Below are 16,473 nucleotides of genomic sequence, written 5' to 3'. Positions count from 1 at the left end.
ACTCCTTGTTCCCGAGCATCTGGTTCGTCAGCACCTCCGTGCCGACCGCAGCCTCGCCACCGGAATGTCAAGAACCGGGCACGTCACCCTCGCACATCAACGGTCCCCGAGCCCAGACCGATTGAGCACCAAAGTCAGGGCCTTCCAAAGTCCGGCTGTTCAAGGGGATGTACCGCTCACGGCGTGGTGACGATGGGTGCGGGGGCCGTCACGAACGCAAGGAAGGACCCCACGGTCCGGGGGGATTGACCCTCTTTTACTGGAGCCTGGTCGCGTAGAAGGCCACCGCGGAGGCTGCGGCGACGTTGAGGGAGTCCACTCCTGCGGACATCGGGATCCGGACCCATTCATCGGCCGCGCGCAGGGCGTCGACCGACAGTCCGTCGCCTTCGGTGCCGAGCATCAGGGCCAGCCTCTCGTACCGGCGGGCGGCCAGTTCGTCCATCGTGATCGACTTCTCGTCGAGGCACAGGGCAGCCGTCACGAAGCCCTGCTCGCGGAAGAGCTCGACATCCTTCGGCCAAGAGGTCAGCCGGGTCCAGGGGACGTGGAAGACAGCGCCCATCGACACCTTCACGGCCCGCCGGTAGAGGGGATCAGCACAGCGTGGCGTGAGGAAGACGGCGTCCACGCCCAGAGCGGCTGCGTTGCGGAAGGCGGCTCCCAGGTTCGCGTGATCGACGATGTCCTCGAAGAGGGCGACGCGCCGACCTGCACCCTTTTGCAGACCCGAGGGCAACATCGTGCCGATGTCGGTGTGGTCGTCGACCGACTCCGTGATCACCACTGGGCGGGCGGTGGCCAGCAGCTCGTCCGCCGCCGGCAGCGGCCTGCGTTGCATGGAGGCGAGGGCGCCGCGGTGCACGTGGTACCCGGTGACCTGCTCGGCCAGTTCCGGGCTGACCACGTACACCGGGGCCGGGAGTTCGTCGATGACGTCCCGCATGACGTCGACCCACTTCGCGGACAGCAGCATGGAGCGCATCGCGTAACCCGCCGCCCTGGCCCGTCTGATGACCTTCTCGCCCTCGGCGATGAACAGGCCCTCGGCGGGTTCGCGCTTGCGGCGCAGCTCTACGTCGGTCAGGCCCGTGTAGTCACGAAGCCGCGGGTCGGTGGGGTCCTCGACGGTGATGAGATCGGCCACAGGGTGATACTGCCTTGTCCTGGGGGGCGGCGCCAACGGCTGGAACGTGCCGTGTTACCGCGGGTTACGAACGGCTGGAACAGGTCGGTGGGACCCGCGTCACGCGTCGGGACGCGGGCCTTCCTTCACGACCGGACCGATGACGATCACGGCCGGTGGCCGCACGTCCTCGGCGCGTACGGTCTCGGCGACGGTCGCGAGGGTGGCGTCGACCCGGCGCTGGGCGGCCGTGGTGCCCTCCTGGACCAGCGCGACCGGTGTGTCGGGCGCCTTGCCGTGGGCGACGAGCGTCTCGGCGATCTTCCCGATCTTGTCGACCCCCATGAGGATCACCAGGGTGCCGGTCAGCCTGGCCAGCGACGGCCAGTCGACCAGCGAGCGCTCGTCGTCAGGGGCGACATGGCCGCTGACCACGGTGAACTCGTGTGCGACACCGCGGTGGGTGACGGGGATACCGGCGGCGCCCGGCACCGAGATCGAGCTGGAGATGCCCGGGACCACGGTGCACGCGATGCCTGCCTCGGCGAGTGCCTGCACCTCTTCCATGCCACGGCCGAAGACGAAGGGGTCGCCGCCCTTGAGCCGGACGACGGACTTGCCCTGCCGGGCGTGCTCGATCAGTGCGTTGTTGATGGCCTCCTGGGCCATGAAGCGGCCGTAGGGGATCTTCGCCGCGTCGATCACCTCGACGTGCGGCGGCAGTTCGGTGAGCAGGTCGCGGGGGCCGAGCCGGTCCGCGATGACCACGTCGGCCTCGGCGAGCAGGCGCCGGCCGCGGACCGTGATGAGGTCGGGGTCGCCGGGGCCGCCGCCGACGAGCGCGACACCGGGGGTACGGGTGCGGTGGTGCGGGGCGACGAGCGTGCCGTCGCGCAGCCCCTCGACGACGGCGTCGCGGACGGCCGCGGTGTGCCGGGGGTCGCGGCCCTTCGCCTCGGTCGTGAGCACGGCGATCGTGACGCCCTCGCTGTGGCCCGTCGCGGGGGTCCAGGCGGTGGCCGCGTCGGCGTCGTCGGAGCGGACGCACCACACACGGTGGTGTTCGGCCTCGGCGGAGGCGGCCGCGTTGGCCTCGGGATCGCTGCTCGCGATGAGGGCGTACCAGGCGTCCGCCAGGTCCCCGGTCCGGTACGGGCGCCTGAGCCAGGTGACCTCACCCGCGTCCGCCATGGCCTCGACCGAGACGGTCGCCTCGGGGGACACGAGATGGACGTCCGCGCCGGCCGCGATCAGCGCCGGGAGACGGCGCTGAGCGACCTGGCCGCCGCCGAGGACGACCACGCGGCGGCCGGTGAGGCGAAGCCCTACGGGGTACGGAGGGTGTTCTGCCATGGAGGTGCGGCTCCTCGTCCAGGCGGTGTGGAAGGGGCCTCTACGGCATTGGAGCGGCCCTGACGTGGGGATTTTACGCGCGAGGCGTCAGCGGTGGACCAGCCGGGACCGAGCGGCCGGCCCGCCCGCCCCGGTGTCCCTCCGCTCCGGCCGGGCCGGGAGCGGAAAGACACCGGGAGAGCGGGGAAGGGAGAGGCCGGCCACGAGGCCGTGCGCCCGCTTCGGGGAGGCCTACTTCTCGGTCACTCCGGCCGAGTCGAACGTGGCCACCTCGTGCATCGCCCGCGCCGCGCTCTGCACGAGCGGCAGCGCGAGGAGCGCGCCGGTGCCCTCGCCCAGACGCAGATCCAGGTCGACCAGCGGGCGCAGGCCGAGCTTGTTGAGGGCGGCGACATGGCCGGGCTCCGCGCTGCGGTGACCGGCGATGCAGGCCGCGAGGACCTCGGGAGCGATCGCGCGGGCCACCAGGGCGGCGGCGCCCGCGCTGACGCCGTCGAGGATCACCGGGGTGCGCAGGGAGGCGCCGCCGAGCAACAGGCCCACCATCGCCGCGTGTTCGAGGCCGCCGAACGCCGCCAGGACGCCGATCGGGTCGGCCGGGTCCGGCTGGTGCAGTTCGATCGCGCGGCGCACGACCTCCGTCTTGCGGGCCAGCGTCTCGTCGTTGATGCCGGTGCCACGGCCGGTCACCTCGGCCGGGTCGGTGTCGGTGAAGACCGCGATCAGGGCGGCGGAGGCCGTGGTGTTCGCGATGCCCATCTCACCGGTGAGCAGCGCCTTGTTGCCGGCCGCCACCAGGTCGCGGGCCGTCTCGATGCCGACCTCGATCGCCTGCTTGACCTCGTCGCGGGTGAGCGCCGGTCCGGTCGTCATGTCCGCCGTACCCGCCCGGACCTTGCGCGGCAGCAGGCCCGGGGTCGCCGGCAGATCGGCGGCCACGCCCACGTCGACGACGCAGACCTCGGCGCCCACCTGATTGGCGAACGCGTTGCAGACCGCTCCGCCGCCGAGGAAGTTGGCGACCATCTGGCCGGTCACCTCCTGGGGCCAGGGGGTGACGCCCTGGGCGTGCACCCCGTGGTCGCCGGCGAAGATCGCGACGGCCGCGGGCTCCGGGATCGGCGGCGGGCACTGCCGGGACAGACCGGACAACTGCGCGGAGATGATCTCCAGCATGCCGAGCGCGCCCGCGGGCTTGGTCATGCGCTTCTGCCGCTCCCAGGCCTCGCCGAGCGCCTTGGCGTCCAGCGGGCGGATGCCCGCCACGGTCTCGGTGAGCAGATCGTGCGGGTCCTCGCCGGGCAGGGCGCGACGGCCGTAGGTCTCCTCGTGCACGACCCAGGACAGGGGGCGGCGCTTGGACCAGCCCGCCTGCATCAGCTCCGGCTCCTCCGGGAACTCGTCGACGTAGCCCACGCACAGGTAGGCCACGACCTCCAGGTGCTCGGGCAGGCCGAGGGCACGGACCATCTCGCGCTCGTCGAAGAAGCTGACCCAGCCGACGCCGAGGCCCTCGGCGCGGGCCGCGAGCCACAGGTTCTCGACGGCGAGCGCGGAGGAATAGGGGGCCATCTGCGGCTGGGTGTGCCGGCCGAGGGTGTGGCGGCCGCCGCGCGTCGGGTCGGCGGTGACCACGATGTTGACCGGGGTGTCGAGGATGGCCTCGATCTTCAGTTCCTTGAACTGCTTCGCCCGGCCCTTGGGCAGCGACTTGGCGTACGCCTCGCGCTGACGCTGGGCCAGTTCGTGCATGGTGCGTCGGGTCTCGGCGGACCGGATCACCACGAAGTCCCAGGGCTGGGAGTGGCCCACGGAGGGCGCCGTGTGGGCGGCCTCCAGGACGCGCAGCAGCACATCGTGGGGGATCGGGTCACTGCGGAAGCCGTTGCGGATGTCGCGGCGCTCGCGCATCACGCGCAGCACCGCCTCACGCTCGGTGTCGTCGTATCCGGGCGCCGCCGGGCCGGTGGACTCGGTTGCGTCTTCCACTGCGGCCGTGCTCTCTTCCTGGTCGGCGGCCCGGGTGTCCAGGTCCTCCGCCTGCTGTGCGACTACGTGCCCCGGGGCCGTGAGACGCGGCTCCCGGGCGGACGCCTCGCCCTCTCGGGGCGCGGGAACGATGGCGACGGGCTCCTCCGGCTGTGCCGCGACAGCTGTCGGCTCCTCCCGCTCGGCGCCGGCCGGAGCGGATGCCTCGGGGGCCCGCTGCTCCTCGCGAGGCCCCGGCGGCACGATCAGGGCGTGTGGCGGGGTGGGGGCCAGATGCGGACCGGCGGGCACGGTGCCCTCGACAGGCACGAAACGGCCGAGCGAGTGGTCCGCCGCGGACTCCGCCGGGACGGGGGCCGGCTCGCTGTGCGCCGACTGCTCGCCCAGAGCCTGTTCCGCGGCGGCTGCGAGCACCTCGGCCTGGGCGGCGACCACGGCCTGCACGGGCTCGGCGACCGTGGACTGCGCCTCCACCGCGACCAGCTCCGGAAGCGGGGGCGCGGTGTCCGGGACCTGGACCGGGAACGGGGCCGCCAGATCGGGAACCAGGTCCGCGGGATCGGGAACCGGGACCGGACCGTCGGTCAGCTCGACGAACGGGGCGACGTCCCCCGCCTCGGCCGGCGGCTGGTCCGGCGCGGGGACCACGGCCTGGTCCTGCGGGCGCGGGGCCGGGGCGGGCACGCCGGGCTCGGGGGCCGAAGCGGGCTGCTGTGCGAGACCGGAGGCCGCGGCGGCCTGGGCGTCGGGCGCCTGCGCGGGTACGCCCGCGGGGGCCGCGTCGTACACCGGCTGCGGTGCGTCCGGCACGGCGGCGAAGGAGGCGGCGGGCGGCAGCTCTGCGTCCGCTGCCGCGTCCGGGACCTGGGGGGCGAGCCCCGCCGGCGGTCCGTCCGGAGCATCCGGGGGGAGGGTACCGGCGGTCGAAGCGTCCGGTGCCGCTACGGCTTCGGGGGCCGGCTCGGCGGCCGGGAGCGGTGCGCCGCCTTCCGGGACCTCCACGCCCTCGGGGGCCGGTTCGGCGGCCGGGAGCGGTGCGCCGCCCTCCGGGGCCGGCTCGGTCCCGGCGGCCAGGTCCTCGGGGACGACGGGTGTTCCGCCGGGGGCGGGGACGACAGGGGCGGCGAGCGGCGGGTGGGGAGCCGCGGGCTGGACTGTGGACGGGGCGTGCGCGTCGTGCGACAGGCCCTGGAGGCGCTGCGGCCGGCCCGGAACGTGCTGCGCCGGACTCTGACCGTCCTGCGTCAGGCCCGGAACGTGCTGCGCCACGGAGCCGGTCGGCGTGCCATGCGCCGGGGTGCCCGGGGCGTGCGAGGCCGCGGGACCGACCGGAGTCACCAGCCCCTCGAACTGCCCCGAACCATCGGAGACCTGCGGTGCGGCCTCCGGTGCGAACGGCGCGGCCTCCGGGACGAACGCCACGGGCTCCGCGACCGTCACCGGCTCGGGCGCCGCTGCCGGAACGACCGTTTCCGTGGCGCTCCCCTCCTGACCCACCGGGGCCGGTGCCTGCGGCGGGGCACCCCACGGCACCGCTCCCTGCGGGACGTTGTCCCCGGGGTACGGCACGTCGAGGTACTCGGGGCCGGTCGTCGGCGGCCCCGCCGGGCGCGTCGGCGCGTCCGCCGGACCGCGGTCGGAGAGCGAACGCACCGGGCTCAAGGAGGCGTCGGGGGTGGGCGGGCCGAGGTGCAGCGGACGGCGCGGCGGGGCCGGCTGCGCCACGGGCGCCGGGGGCGGCATCCGGACCGCGCCGACGTCGATCGAGCCGCTGTCCCGGCCGGCCGTCTCGTGCGGTCCCGGCTCGTGGGGGTACGGCGCCGGGCCCGGGGCGGGCTGCGGCATCTCGTTGCCCCATGCGCCCTGCTGGCCGGGCATCAGGAGGAGGTCGTCGTCTTCGGCGGCGCTGTCGGAGGGGGCGAGGTAGGTGTACGCGCCCGGCGCGAGGACGCCCGGCTGATCCACCATGCCTGCGCTCTCCGGCAGTCCCTCGCCCGGGATCTGGCCGGTGTCGGTCATGCGTACCCCTCGCCCATCGGTTAGTGCTTCTACGACCAGCTCGCCCGGAACGGCGCGCCGACCGCCCGCAGTGAAGAACGAGCGTGCGTGCCCAGCGGCACGAACGACCCGCCAACAATGACGACAAAGCCATTCCATGGCATTGTCGCGGCCGTCCTGCCGTCGCGGCAGCCTGATCCACGACTCCCCGCTGTGGACTGCGCCACGTCGCGCGCCCTCCGGTTCTGCCGTACCACACTGCCCCCAAAAGAGGTGTGCTTTCCAGACATTGACTGATGAAGTGCCGGATCACCCATGTGCGGTACAACGGTCGGCCAGCCTACCGCGCCGGTACGACAACCGGATCACGGGGCGCGTTCGGCCAATCGCCCGCTGAGCAGGAACGCGACGCTCCGTTCCTTCTCCGTCCAGGCCCGTGTGTCGAGCTCCACGGACTGCAGCAGAGCGCACTCGACGTCGTAGCCGTGCTCCGTCAGATCCCGGCCGATGAGTTCGGCCGTGTCGCGGGTGGCCGCGTGCGCGACGATGCGCCGCGGGCGGCGGTCGGCCACGGCCGAGACGACCGCGACTCCCCCGCCTCCCACCCGTACCACGTCCGGCTCGGGCAGGTCCTCGAGGATGTGCGGGGCGGTGCCGTGCACGATCTGGAGCTGGACACCGAAGCGGCGGGCGGCGGCCGCCGTGCGGCCGCAGGCGTCCGGGTCCCGGTCCACGGCGAGGACGGCCGCCCCGCAGCGGGCGGCCTCCACGGCGAACGCGCCACTGCCGCTGCCGATGTCCCACACGAGGTCGCCGACCCGTGGTCCGAGACGGGCGAGTTGGACGGTGCGCAGCAGATCCGTCTCCCCTTCGCCGAGCCCGCCGCCGTACGCCTCGGCCGGCAGCGTCCAGCCGCGCGGTGCGGTGCCCGGGTCGCGGCCGGCGATCCAGCCGCCGTCGTCGGCCGCGGTCACCGGTCCCCCGATGACGATGACGACGTTGGGGTCGCGCCAGGTGTGGTCGGCGGCCTTGTCGGAGGTGACGACGGTGACCTGTTCGCGGTCGGTGCCGAGTTCCTCGCAGATGACGAAGGTGCGGTGCACGCCGTCCAGGAGCAGGCCCAGTTCGGCGGGTCCGGCCCCGGGCGAGGTGAGGACCGCGACCTTGGCGTGGGCGCGGCAGACGTTGACCGCGCGGCGCAGGGTGCGCCGGTGCGCGACGACCACTTGGGCGTCGTCCCAGGGCATCCCAGCACGCGCGAAGGCGGCGGCGACGGAGGAGACAGCGGGGACGACTTCGACCTCCAGGCCGAACTCGGGCGAACGCAGGGTCCGTACGACCCCGAAGAAGCCCGGGTCGCCGTCGGCGAGCACGACCGCGGTGCCGCGGTGGGCCGCGATGCGGCGGGCGGCCAGGGCGACGCTGCCCAGGCGGATACGCTCGGCGGTGCGGGGCACCTCGGGAAGCGCCAGATGGTGGGCCGCGCCCGCGACGAGCGTGGCGGCACCCAGGGCGGCGCGGGCCGCGGCGGTCAGCGGCGAGCCGTCCCAGCCGATCACCGTGACGCGGTCGGCCATCGTCGTCATTCTCCAGGGTGTTCGCGCAGGTCGTCGGGGTGGGCTCCGTGAGCGTACCTGTTCACTGAGGGGCACGGGGCAGGCGGCGGTCGCCCGGGGGGTCCGTACCCGTCAGTTCCAGTTGTCGAACGACGTGAAACCACCGGTATCGGCCAGTTGCTCGCCGGCGCCCGCGAGGTCCTCCGGCAGCAGGCTCCAGACGATCACGTCGGTGCGCAGGTCGACCCACTCGCCGCGCTCCGTTCTGCTGCGGACTATCCCGGCGCCACGCAGGACGCCCTCGCTGATGCAGCCGGTCTTCTGGGCGACCTGCTGGGAGGCGGTGTTGTCGGCGGCCGTGCGCAGTTCGAGGCGTTCGAACCGCTGGTCGTGGAAAAGCCAGTGGGCGGCGGCGAGCGCGGCCTCGGAGGCGTACCCCTCGCCGCGGGCCCAGGGCGCGACGACATAGGCGATCTCACTGGACCGGACACGCCAGTTGGTGTTCTGCAGGTGCACGATGCCGACGAGACGCTGGGTGAGGAACTCGGTGACCGCGAAGACGATGCCGCGGCCCTCGGCCCGTTCGGCGGGGGCCAGCTCGGTGATCCACTGCCGGGCGTCGGCCTCGGTGTAGGGGTACGGGACGGAGCTCCAGGCGGTGACCAGCTCGTCGTTCATCATCTCGGCGAAGGCCGGGATGTCCGGCTCCTCGAAGGGGCGCAGGACCAACCGCTCCGTGCTGATGGAGACGTTGGGGAAGGTGCCAGTCATGCGCCGCTCCGTAACCGTTGAAAACCCTCAGGGCCTGCTGAGCTGCTCAGCATGCAGCATGGAAGCACTGCACCGCACCACAGGGTCCACACCCGGTGAAGGCGTGGACCCCATGCCCGGCGATATGGGATCAGAACGACGCGATGACCGACCCCTGGTACTTGTCCTCGATGAACTTCTTCACCTCGGGGGAGGTGAGGAGCTTGGCGAGCTTCTTGACCCGCGGGTCGTTCTCGTTGCCCTTCTTGACCGCGAGGAAGTTGCCGTACGGGTTGTTCTTCGCGGACTCCAGGACGAGGGCGTCCTCGGCGGGCTTGAGGCCGGCGGAGATGGCGTAGTTGCCGTTGATCACCGCGGCGTCCACGTCGTCCAGGGAGCGCGGCGTCTGGGCCGCCTCGACCTCCTTGAACTTCAGGTCCTTGGGGTTCTTGGAGATGTCCTGCGGGGTCGCCTCGCTGCCGGCGCCGTCCTTGAGGGTGATGAGCCCCTTGGAGGCGAGCAGCTTCAGGGCCCGCGCCTCGTTGACGGAGTCGTTGGGGACGGCGATGGTCGCACCGCTCTTCAGCGCGTCGGCGCTCTTCACCTTGTGGGAGTAGAGGCCCAGCGGCTCCAGGTGCACCGTGACGACGGGCACGATGTGGGTGCCCCGCTTCGTGTTGAAGTCGTCCAGGTACGGCTGGTTCTGGAAGTAGTTGGCTCCCACGGAGCCGTCCTCGGTCGCCGTGTTCGGCGTGATGTAGTCGGTGAACTCCTTGACCTGGAGGTCCAGGCCCGCCTTCTTCGCGAGGTTGTTCTTCACGAAGTCGAGGATCTCGGCGTGCGGGGTCGGGCTCGCGGCGACGACCAGCGGGCCGCCGGCGTCGGCGGCGGAGGACGAGCTCTTGCCGGAGCCGCAGGCGCTGAGTCCGAGGGCGAGGGCTCCGGCGGCGAGGACAGCGGTGGTGATCTTGGCGGTGTTACGCACGAAAAGTGCCTTTCCTTATGGGTGGTGCGACCCCGTCTTGGGTGGGCGGGGAGTCAGTGGGGATCAGGGCGGCCTACGGGGGCTTCGGCGGCCCGGGGGGGCTCAGACGGCCCTGTTCACGCCCGTTGCGGCGGGCTTCTTCGCCTTGATCAGCCGCAGCTTCGGCACCGGGCCGGAGCGCCCGCCGCGCCGGTGCAGGGAGCGGGCCGCGTAGTCACCTGCGAACTGGATGAGCGAGATGACGACGGCGAGGATCGCCACGGTGATCCACATGAGCTGGGTCTCGAAGCGCTGGTAGCCGTAGCGGATGGCGATGTCGCCGAGGCCGCCGGCGCCGACCGTGCCCGCCATCGCGGAGTAGCCGATGAGAGCGACGACCGTGGTGGTGGCGGAGGAGATCAGCGACGGCAGGGCCTCCGGTACGAGGACCTTGCGCACGACGGTCCAGGTGTTGCCGCCCATGGCCTGCACGGCTTCCACGAGCCCGCCGTCCACTTCGCGGACGGCCGTCTCGACCAGGCGCGCGAAGAAGGGGATGGCACCGATGGCGAGGGGGACGATGGCCGCCTCGCGGCCGATGGTCGTGCCGGTGACCCAGCGGGTGAAGCTCATCAGGGCGACCATCAGGATGATGAAGGGCATCGAGCGGGCGATGTTCACGACCTGCCCGAGGGCCTTGTTGGCGACGACGTTCTGCACCAGCCCGCCCCGGTCCGTGAGCACCAGCAGGATGCCGAGCGGAAGTCCGCCGACAACGGCGATGAACGTGGACCAGCCGACCATGTAGAGGGTGTCCCAGGACGCCTGCGACAGCAGCGGCTGCATCTCGGACCAGGTCACTTGGCACCTTCCTCGACCGGCGCGGGCTCTTCGGCGACCCGGCTCACGACGTCGATCTGCAGACCCTGTTCGCGCAGGAAGCCGATCGGTACGACGTTCTCGTCGTAGCGGCCGGGCAGTTCGATGCGCATCCGGCCGACCTGCTTGCCGCCGACGGTGTCCATCGCGGCGCCGAGGATCGAGATGTCGATGTTGTAGGTGCGCGAGAGCTGCGAGATGACGGGCTGGGTGGCGGCGTCCCCGTGGAAGGTGACGTCGACGACGGCGCGGTCGTCGCCGGACGCGACGCCGGTGACCGGGAAGAGGGCGGCGGCCAGTTCGGAGCCCGCAGTGGCGAGCAGTTCGCTGACGGTGCCGGACTCGACGATGCGGCCCTTCTCCATGAGGGCGGCCGAGTCGCAGACGCTCTTGACGACGTCCATCTCGTGGGTGATGAGCAGCACGGTGAGGCCGAGCTGCCGGTTCAGGTCGCGCAGCAGTTGGAGGATGGAGCGGGTGGTCTCCGGGTCGAGGGCGCTGGTCGCCTCGTCGGAGAGCAGCACCTTGGGGTCGCCGGCGAGGGCGCGGGCGATGCCGACGCGCTGCTTCTGACCGCCGGAGAGCTGGGCCGGGTAGGCCCCGGCCTTGTCGGCGAGGCCGACGAGGTCGAGCAGTTCGAGGGCCTTGCGGGAACGTTCCTTCCCGGACTTTCCGAGAATCTCCAGCGGTAGCTCGATGTTGTCCTGGACCGTCCGCGAGGACAGCAGGTTGAAGTGCTGGAAGACCATGCCGATCCGGCTGCGCGCCTGACGGAGTTCCCGGCCGGCGCGCGGACCGCGGCCGGCGAGCGCGGTGAGGTCCTGGCCGGCCACGGTGACCGTGCCGGAGGTGGGGCGTTCCAGGAGGTTGACGCAGCGGATGAGCGAGGACTTGCCGGCGCCGGACTGGCCGATGACGCCGTACACCTCGCCCTCGCGTACATGCAGGTCGACGCCGTCGAGGGCGGTCACCTCGCGGCCGCGCGAGCGGTAGACCTTGCTGAGGCCCGATGTGGTGATCACTGGGGTTGGTTTCCGTCACTGTCGAGTGCAGGGCGTGGATGTGCGCCGGGCACGGGTGCGTGCGGGGGAAACGCGGCACGGTTCTCGCGATCGCGAGCGAACCGGAGGAGAACATGTGCGCGGTGGGGTTCCCTCACGCCGTGAGGGCGATGAGGGAGGCTCGGTCGCGTACGAAACGGGCGTACGGACAGGGCACGGCGGACTCGCTTCGGGGCGCGAGGCTCTGGATGGTGCGGGGGCCCTCTAGCAGGCGCACATTCGACGCATACAACGAGCACCGGGCGTCAAGGTCGCCTCGGTCGCAAGGGTGCGGCAGCTCGTCGTGGTCATGGGCCCCAGTAAAGCAGACCCACCGCCGGGGACCGCCCCGGATGTCCGCTATTCGGACAGCCGTGGACAGGGCCCGGTCGTGTCCGCGGGTCGTCGCGACGGGCTCATCGGCCAGTCCTGACAGGGCCGACGGGCTACGCACACGGGTACGCGTCCGAGGAGTGGACCGGACGGGCTGTGGTCAAGGCCACGATGACCGGCGCGGCCGGCACCCCGCGCCCGCTGTCCGCCGAAGCACCTGCCGGGGGCGAGCGCCGAGGGCCTTTTGGCCCGTAATAGGGTCACGGCATGCTTGATGCCCTGACGCTGGCGACCGGTGTCGCCGCGCTGCTGCTCGCCGCCTGGTGCGGCTGGGCGGCCTACCGTGACCAGCCCACGAAGGACTGGCACTTCATCGGCATGGCCGCGGTGACGCTGCTGACCCTGGTCCAGCTGATCGTCGGCCTCGTCCGGCTGGCGCGCGGCGAGAAGCCGGAGCAGGGCACGACGATCTTCGTGGCGTATCTGCTCGGCGCCTTCGCGTGCGTCCCGGCGGCGGGTTTCATGTCGCTGGCGGAGCGCACGCGATGGGGTTCGGTGACCGTCGCGGCCGGCGGCGTGGTCCTCGCCGTGCTGGAGGTGCGGCTCTATGACATCTGGGGAGGCTGAGATGGCGGCCACGGAGGAGAAGCCGGCCAAGGCACGGCTGATCAGCGGGCCCGGCATGCTGCTCGTCTGGCTGTACGGCGTGATGGTGGTCGGGGCGGTGGCGCGTTCGGCCGTGCAGATCTCGACGCAGTTCGACAAGGCCCCGCTGGCGTACTCGCTGTCCGCGGTGGCCGGGGTCGTCTACGGCTTCATCACCTACTCGCTGGTGCGCGGCGGCGAGACGGCCCGGCGGGCGGCGCTGGTGTGCTGCGCGGCGGAGCTGGCGGGCGTCCTCACCGTCGGCACCTGGACCCTGGTGGAGCCGTCCGCGTTCCCGGACGCGACCGTGTGGTCGGACTACGGGGCGGGGTACCTCTTCATCCCCGTGCTGCTGCCGCTGTCGGCCATGTACTGGCTGCGGAAGGCGCACGCGCGGCACCAGCAGGGCTGAGCCGCGCCCCACGCGGGGGCGCGGTGCCGGGCTCAGGCCGTCGTCGCGTACGTCGCCGCGGGGGCCGGCTTCTCCAGGACGATCATCGGTACGCCGTCGGCCCCCTGGGACGTGCCCGCGGTCTCGTAGCCGAGCCGGCGGTACAGCCGCAGATTGCCCTCGCTGCGGTGACCCGTGCTGAGGCGGAACCTCGTCGCGCCGCGTTCCTCGACCAGCGCCGCCTCCGCGGCCCGCAGCAGCCGGGCGCCGATGCCATGGCCCTGCAGCCGGGGGTGCACGCACAGCTTGCCGATGGACGCCGCGCCCTCCTCGGTGGCGGTGCCGCGTACGGAGCCGACCACCTCCTCGCCGAGGCGCGCCACGAAGACGCAGTCCGAGGCGACCTCCTCACGGACCGCGTCGAGGCTCTGGACGAGCGGGTCGATGCGGTAGTTGCCGTACAGCGCGGCCTCGCTCTGGAAGCACAGGTACTGCAGCCTGAAGATCTGTTCGGCATCCTGCTCGGTCGCCACAGTGATGGTCACACTCATGCCCATGTGCGCACGCCTCCCGCTCACCTGATCGCCGGTCGTCCCCCACTCCTATCCCCGCGGGTCGCGGCCCGCAACCTCCGCCGCCAGCAATCGCCGTAGACATCCAAGGCATTTGGAGCGTTCAGGACCAAGACTGCCCTGTGAGATACCCAACTCCCCTGCGATCTCACGGTAGGTCAGATCGTGGGGGGAGAGCAGCGCCGCCATGAGGCGGGGACAGCGGCCGGGGAGACGGCGTACCGCCGCGTACAGGGCCCGGCGGCGGGCCGCCATGAGGGCGTGCTGCTCGGGATCGGGCCCCGTGTCGTCTGCGGGCTCGGCCCGGTAGGGCAGTTCGAGACGGGCGGTGCGACGGCCGCGGCGCGCCTCGGCGCGGACGGCCCGGCGCAGCCACCCCCGCGGGTCGGCGGGCGGCCGGTCCCCCTCCAGCCGCTCCAGGAGCCGCAGCCACACCGCCTGTTCCAGATCGCCCGGCTCCATCCCCGCCGCGTGTGCCTCGGCCGACGCCTCGGCGGTGAGCAGCGGGCGCAGGGCCGTCAGCATCTCGTGGGTCATATGCGGCGGGACGAGGCCGCCCCGGCGACGGGTTGCAGGGGCGGCCGGGAATCACCCCCATCGGGGACCTCGCGTCACGCGTTGACGCCACGTCCGCGCAGGAAGTCCTCGCGGGCGAGCAGTCCGGTGTCGGCGTTGTCGGTGAAGACCCCGTCGATGCCGGTCGCGAAGTACGCCGCGAAGGCGCCGAAGACGTCCCCGTACGCCGCCGGGTCGGTGCCCTTGCGGAAGTCGGCGGGCAGGAAGGTGTTCTCGTTGCGCATCGTGTAGGGGTGCAGGATCAGGCCCGCGGCGTGCGCGTCGGCGACGAGCATGGACGGCCGTGTGAGACGGCCGTTCGCGTCCTTCGGGATGACCAGGTCGAGGGTCGGGCCGATGCCCTGCGCGTACCCGGCGATCTCCTTGAGCCCCTGGGGGGTGACGAGGTCGGCGACCGTACGCGCGTCGCCCGTCTCGACGAAGTCCCACGGGCGCGTGTTCGCGCCGGACAGCAGCACGACGAGCGGGTTGCCGACCAGCTTGTTCAGGCGCTGGATGCTGGTCGGCTCGAAGGACTGGATGATGACGGGCGCGTTCTTGCGGTCCTTGCCGTGCGCCCGCAGGACCTTCGCGAGCCGCTCCTCCAGGCCGAGGCCCAGCTTGCGGAAGTAGGTCGGGTGCTTGGTCTCGGGGTAGATCCACACCTGCTTGCCGCGCTTGCGGGTCTGCTCGTCCTGCCACCGGAGCACCTCTTCGAAGGTGGGGATCTCCCAGCGGCCGTCGTAGAGCGTGTTGCGCTGCCGGGTGGCCGGGATGCGCTCGATCGCGCGCAGGGTCTTCAGCTCGGCGAGGGTGAAGTCCTCGGTGAACCAGCCGGTGGTGGGGACGCCGTCCAGGACCTTGGTGGTCTTGCGGCCGGCGAACTCGGGGTGGTCGGCGACGTCGGTCGTGCCGCCGATCTCCGGCTCGTGCCGGCACACGAGGTGGCCGTCCTTGGTGGGCACCAGATCGCCGGCCTCCACGATGTCGGCGCCCAGGTCGAGGGCGAGCTGGTAGGAGCCGAAGGTGTGCTCCGGGCGGTATCCGCTGGCGCCCCGGTGCCCGATGACGGTCGGCACCGGCAGACCCTTCAGTCCCTCGCCGTGCCGCGCGTCCGCGCTCGCGGCGCCGGGCAGTCCGAGGACCGCCCCGCCCGCGCCCAGCACCGCGGCCCCGAGCAGCGCCCGCCGGCCCGTCCCCCGCCCCTGCTCGTACGACTCCTGCGTCCCCATGGGTTCCTCCCGCCACGCGTGTTCGAAAGCGGGTCGATCGTAGGTGCGGGCGAGTGGCGGCCGGGAGACGTAAAGGAGTCGCAAAGGAGACGCACACAGGAACGCCTGACGCGCGGGGCCGTGCTGCCGGACGCAGGGACGGGCCCGTGCGGGACACCCGTCACCACGACGGCGCGTGACGCCCCGTCACCCTCCCCGGACGCGCGATCTCCGTCACACCCGTCCGGCGGATGCCGGGCGTGCGACAGGACGCCGCCGCAGGTAAACAGTCGTCCATGACTCGTCTCGACCCACTACACCCGATGTGCGCCGGACCGGCCGCCACGAGTATCGTCCTCACCTGCACAGACACATACCGCATCCCTTGACACCGGAGGGCCCGTTGTCCCGCTTCGCGCTCATCAAGGCAGTGCTCGGACCGATCATGCGCCTGATGTTCCGCCCACGGGTGGAGGGCGCGGAACACATCCCGGGAGACGGCCCGGTCATCCTGGCCGGCAACCATCTGACGTTCATCGACTCGATCGTGCTGCCGATCGTGACCACGCGTCAGGTGTTCTTCATCGGCAAGGACGACTACGTCACCGGCAAGGGGTTCAAGGGCCGGCTGATGGCCTGGTTCTTCACGGGCGTCGGCATGATCCCGGTGGACCGGGACGGCGCGAACGGCGGTGTGGCCGCGCTGATGACCGGCCGCCGGGTGCTGGAGGAGGGCAAGGTCTTCGGCATCTACCCGGAGGGCACCCGCTCCCCCGACGGCCGTCTGTACCGCGGCCGCACCGGAATCGCCCGCCTCACCCTGATGACCGGCGCCCCGGTGGTCCCGTTCGCGATGATCGGCACGGACAAGGTCCAGCCGGGCGGCAGCGGTATGCCGCGTCCGGGCCGGGTCACCGTGCGTTTCGGTGAGCCGATGGAGTTCTCCCGCTACGAGGGGATGGACCGGGACCGGTATGTGCTGCGGGCGGTCACCGATTCCGTGATGACCGAGGTCATGCGGTTGTCGGGGCAGGAGTACGTGGACATGTACGCCACGAAGGCGAAGGCCGCGTAGCGCCTTCGGCGACGTGCCGGTCGCCTGGGTGCGGGC

General features: G+C 72.1%; 14 protein-coding genes. 3 read left to right on the top strand and 11 right to left on the bottom strand.

Annotated elements, in window-relative coordinates; translation table 11 throughout:
* Positions 1-256: 256 nt before the first annotated feature.
* From ACWD5Q_RS09045 to ACWD5Q_RS09010, 8 genes are all read right to left on the bottom strand, one after another.
* Positions 257-1,147, bottom strand: coding sequence for a TrmH family RNA methyltransferase (locus ACWD5Q_RS09045; RefSeq protein WP_451426362.1), 891 nt, complete (start codon positions 1,145-1,147; stop codon positions 257-259).
* Positions 1,148-1,246: 99 nt separating this feature from the next.
* The gene (gene cobA, locus ACWD5Q_RS09040; protein WP_451426361.1) at positions 1,247-2,479 is read right to left on the bottom strand and encodes a uroporphyrinogen-III C-methyltransferase; all 1,233 of its coding nucleotides are present in this window, start codon (positions 2,477-2,479) and stop codon (positions 1,247-1,249) included.
* Between the two features lie 231 nt (positions 2,480-2,710).
* The gene (cobT, locus tag ACWD5Q_RS09035; protein WP_451426360.1) at positions 2,711-6,487 is read right to left on the bottom strand and encodes a nicotinate-nucleotide--dimethylbenzimidazole phosphoribosyltransferase; all 3,777 of its coding nucleotides are present in this window, start codon (positions 6,485-6,487) and stop codon (positions 2,711-2,713) included.
* A 344-nt stretch (positions 6,488-6,831) separates the two neighbouring features.
* On the bottom strand, positions 6,832-8,043 hold the full coding sequence (gene cbiE, locus ACWD5Q_RS09030; RefSeq protein WP_451426359.1) for a precorrin-6y C5,15-methyltransferase (decarboxylating) subunit CbiE: 1,212 nt from the start codon (positions 8,041-8,043) through the stop codon (positions 6,832-6,834).
* 111 nt (positions 8,044-8,154) lie between these two features.
* Entirely contained in the window at positions 8,155-8,793 is a 639-nt protein-coding gene (locus ACWD5Q_RS09025) for a GNAT family N-acetyltransferase (RefSeq protein ID WP_451426358.1), read from the bottom strand.
* A gap of 130 nt (positions 8,794-8,923) precedes the next feature.
* A complete protein-coding gene (locus ACWD5Q_RS09020) occupies positions 8,924-9,757 on the bottom strand; it encodes a MetQ/NlpA family ABC transporter substrate-binding protein (RefSeq protein WP_451426357.1) in 834 nt (277 codons plus the stop codon).
* A gap of 102 nt (positions 9,758-9,859) precedes the next feature.
* On the bottom strand, positions 9,860-10,597 hold the full coding sequence (locus ACWD5Q_RS09015) for a methionine ABC transporter permease (RefSeq protein WP_451426356.1): 738 nt from the start codon (positions 10,595-10,597) through the stop codon (positions 9,860-9,862).
* Positions 10,594-11,637, bottom strand: coding sequence for a methionine ABC transporter ATP-binding protein (locus ACWD5Q_RS09010; RefSeq protein WP_451426355.1), 1,044 nt, complete (start codon positions 11,635-11,637; stop codon positions 10,594-10,596). The genes ACWD5Q_RS09015 and ACWD5Q_RS09010 overlap by 4 nt, the downstream gene beginning before the upstream one ends.
* A 618-nt stretch (positions 11,638-12,255) precedes the next feature.
* Here ACWD5Q_RS09010 and ACWD5Q_RS09005 point away from each other — a divergent pair.
* A complete protein-coding gene (locus ACWD5Q_RS09005; protein ID WP_451426354.1) occupies positions 12,256-12,615 on the top strand; it encodes a hypothetical protein in 360 nt (119 codons plus the stop codon).
* Between the two features lies 1 nt (position 12,616).
* Positions 12,617-13,045, top strand: a complete 429-nt coding sequence (locus tag ACWD5Q_RS09000; RefSeq protein WP_451426353.1) for a hypothetical protein — start codon at positions 12,617-12,619, stop codon at positions 13,043-13,045.
* Positions 13,046-13,077: 32 nt separating this feature from the next.
* On the opposite strand, the gene ACWD5Q_RS08995 is transcribed toward ACWD5Q_RS09000, so the two are convergent.
* The 3 genes from ACWD5Q_RS08995 to ACWD5Q_RS08985 form a co-directional block, all read right to left on the bottom strand.
* Positions 13,078-13,581 (bottom strand): GNAT family N-acetyltransferase, encoded by a 504-nt coding sequence (locus ACWD5Q_RS08995; protein ID WP_451426352.1) that lies wholly within the window; start codon positions 13,579-13,581, stop codon positions 13,078-13,080.
* 45 nt (positions 13,582-13,626) lie between these two features.
* The gene (locus tag ACWD5Q_RS08990; RefSeq protein WP_451426351.1) at positions 13,627-14,133 is read right to left on the bottom strand and encodes an RNA polymerase sigma factor; all 507 of its coding nucleotides are present in this window, start codon (positions 14,131-14,133) and stop codon (positions 13,627-13,629) included.
* Positions 14,134-14,207: 74 nt separating this feature from the next.
* Positions 14,208-15,383, bottom strand: a complete 1,176-nt coding sequence (locus ACWD5Q_RS08985; protein ID WP_451426350.1) for a glycerophosphodiester phosphodiesterase — start codon at positions 15,381-15,383, stop codon at positions 14,208-14,210.
* Between the two features lie 364 nt (positions 15,384-15,747).
* Between ACWD5Q_RS08985 and ACWD5Q_RS08980 the strand changes: the two genes are divergently transcribed.
* On the top strand, positions 15,748-16,437 hold the full coding sequence (locus ACWD5Q_RS08980; RefSeq protein ID WP_451426349.1) for a lysophospholipid acyltransferase family protein: 690 nt from the start codon (positions 15,748-15,750) through the stop codon (positions 16,435-16,437).
* Positions 16,438-16,473: the final 36 nt, after the last annotated feature.

It is taken from the genome of Streptomyces sp. NPDC002513, assembly GCF_053595355.1.
The sequence above is the reverse complement of the archived record's forward strand: the minus strand, read 5'-3'. Positions and strand labels throughout refer to the sequence as shown.

What these genes read in the sequence shown, in the direction of transcription:
- cobA (WP_451426361.1), bottom strand. Translation starts at nt 2,479, where the DNA reads ATGGCAGAACACCCTCCGTACCCCGTAGGGCTTCGCCTCACCGGCCGC.
- cbiE (WP_451426359.1), bottom strand. Translation starts at nt 8,043, where the DNA reads ATGGCCGACCGCGTCACGGTGATCGGCTGGGACGGCTCGCCGCTGACC.
- cobT (WP_451426360.1), bottom strand. Translation starts at nt 6,487, where the DNA reads ATGACCGACACCGGCCAGATCCCGGGCGAGGGACTGCCGGAGAGCGCA.
- ACWD5Q_RS09000 (WP_451426353.1), top strand. Translation starts at nt 12,617, where the DNA reads ATGGCGGCCACGGAGGAGAAGCCGGCCAAGGCACGGCTGATCAGCGGG.
- ACWD5Q_RS08985 (WP_451426350.1), bottom strand. Translation starts at nt 15,383, where the DNA reads ATGGGGACGCAGGAGTCGTACGAGCAGGGGCGGGGGACGGGCCGGCGG.
- ACWD5Q_RS08995 (WP_451426352.1), bottom strand. Translation starts at nt 13,581, where the DNA reads ATGGGCATGAGTGTGACCATCACTGTGGCGACCGAGCAGGATGCCGAA.
- ACWD5Q_RS09005 (WP_451426354.1), top strand. Translation starts at nt 12,256, where the DNA reads ATGCTTGATGCCCTGACGCTGGCGACCGGTGTCGCCGCGCTGCTGCTC.
- ACWD5Q_RS08990 (WP_451426351.1), bottom strand. Translation starts at nt 14,133, where the DNA reads ATGACCCACGAGATGCTGACGGCCCTGCGCCCGCTGCTCACCGCCGAG.
- ACWD5Q_RS09025 (WP_451426358.1), bottom strand. Translation starts at nt 8,793, where the DNA reads ATGACTGGCACCTTCCCCAACGTCTCCATCAGCACGGAGCGGTTGGTC.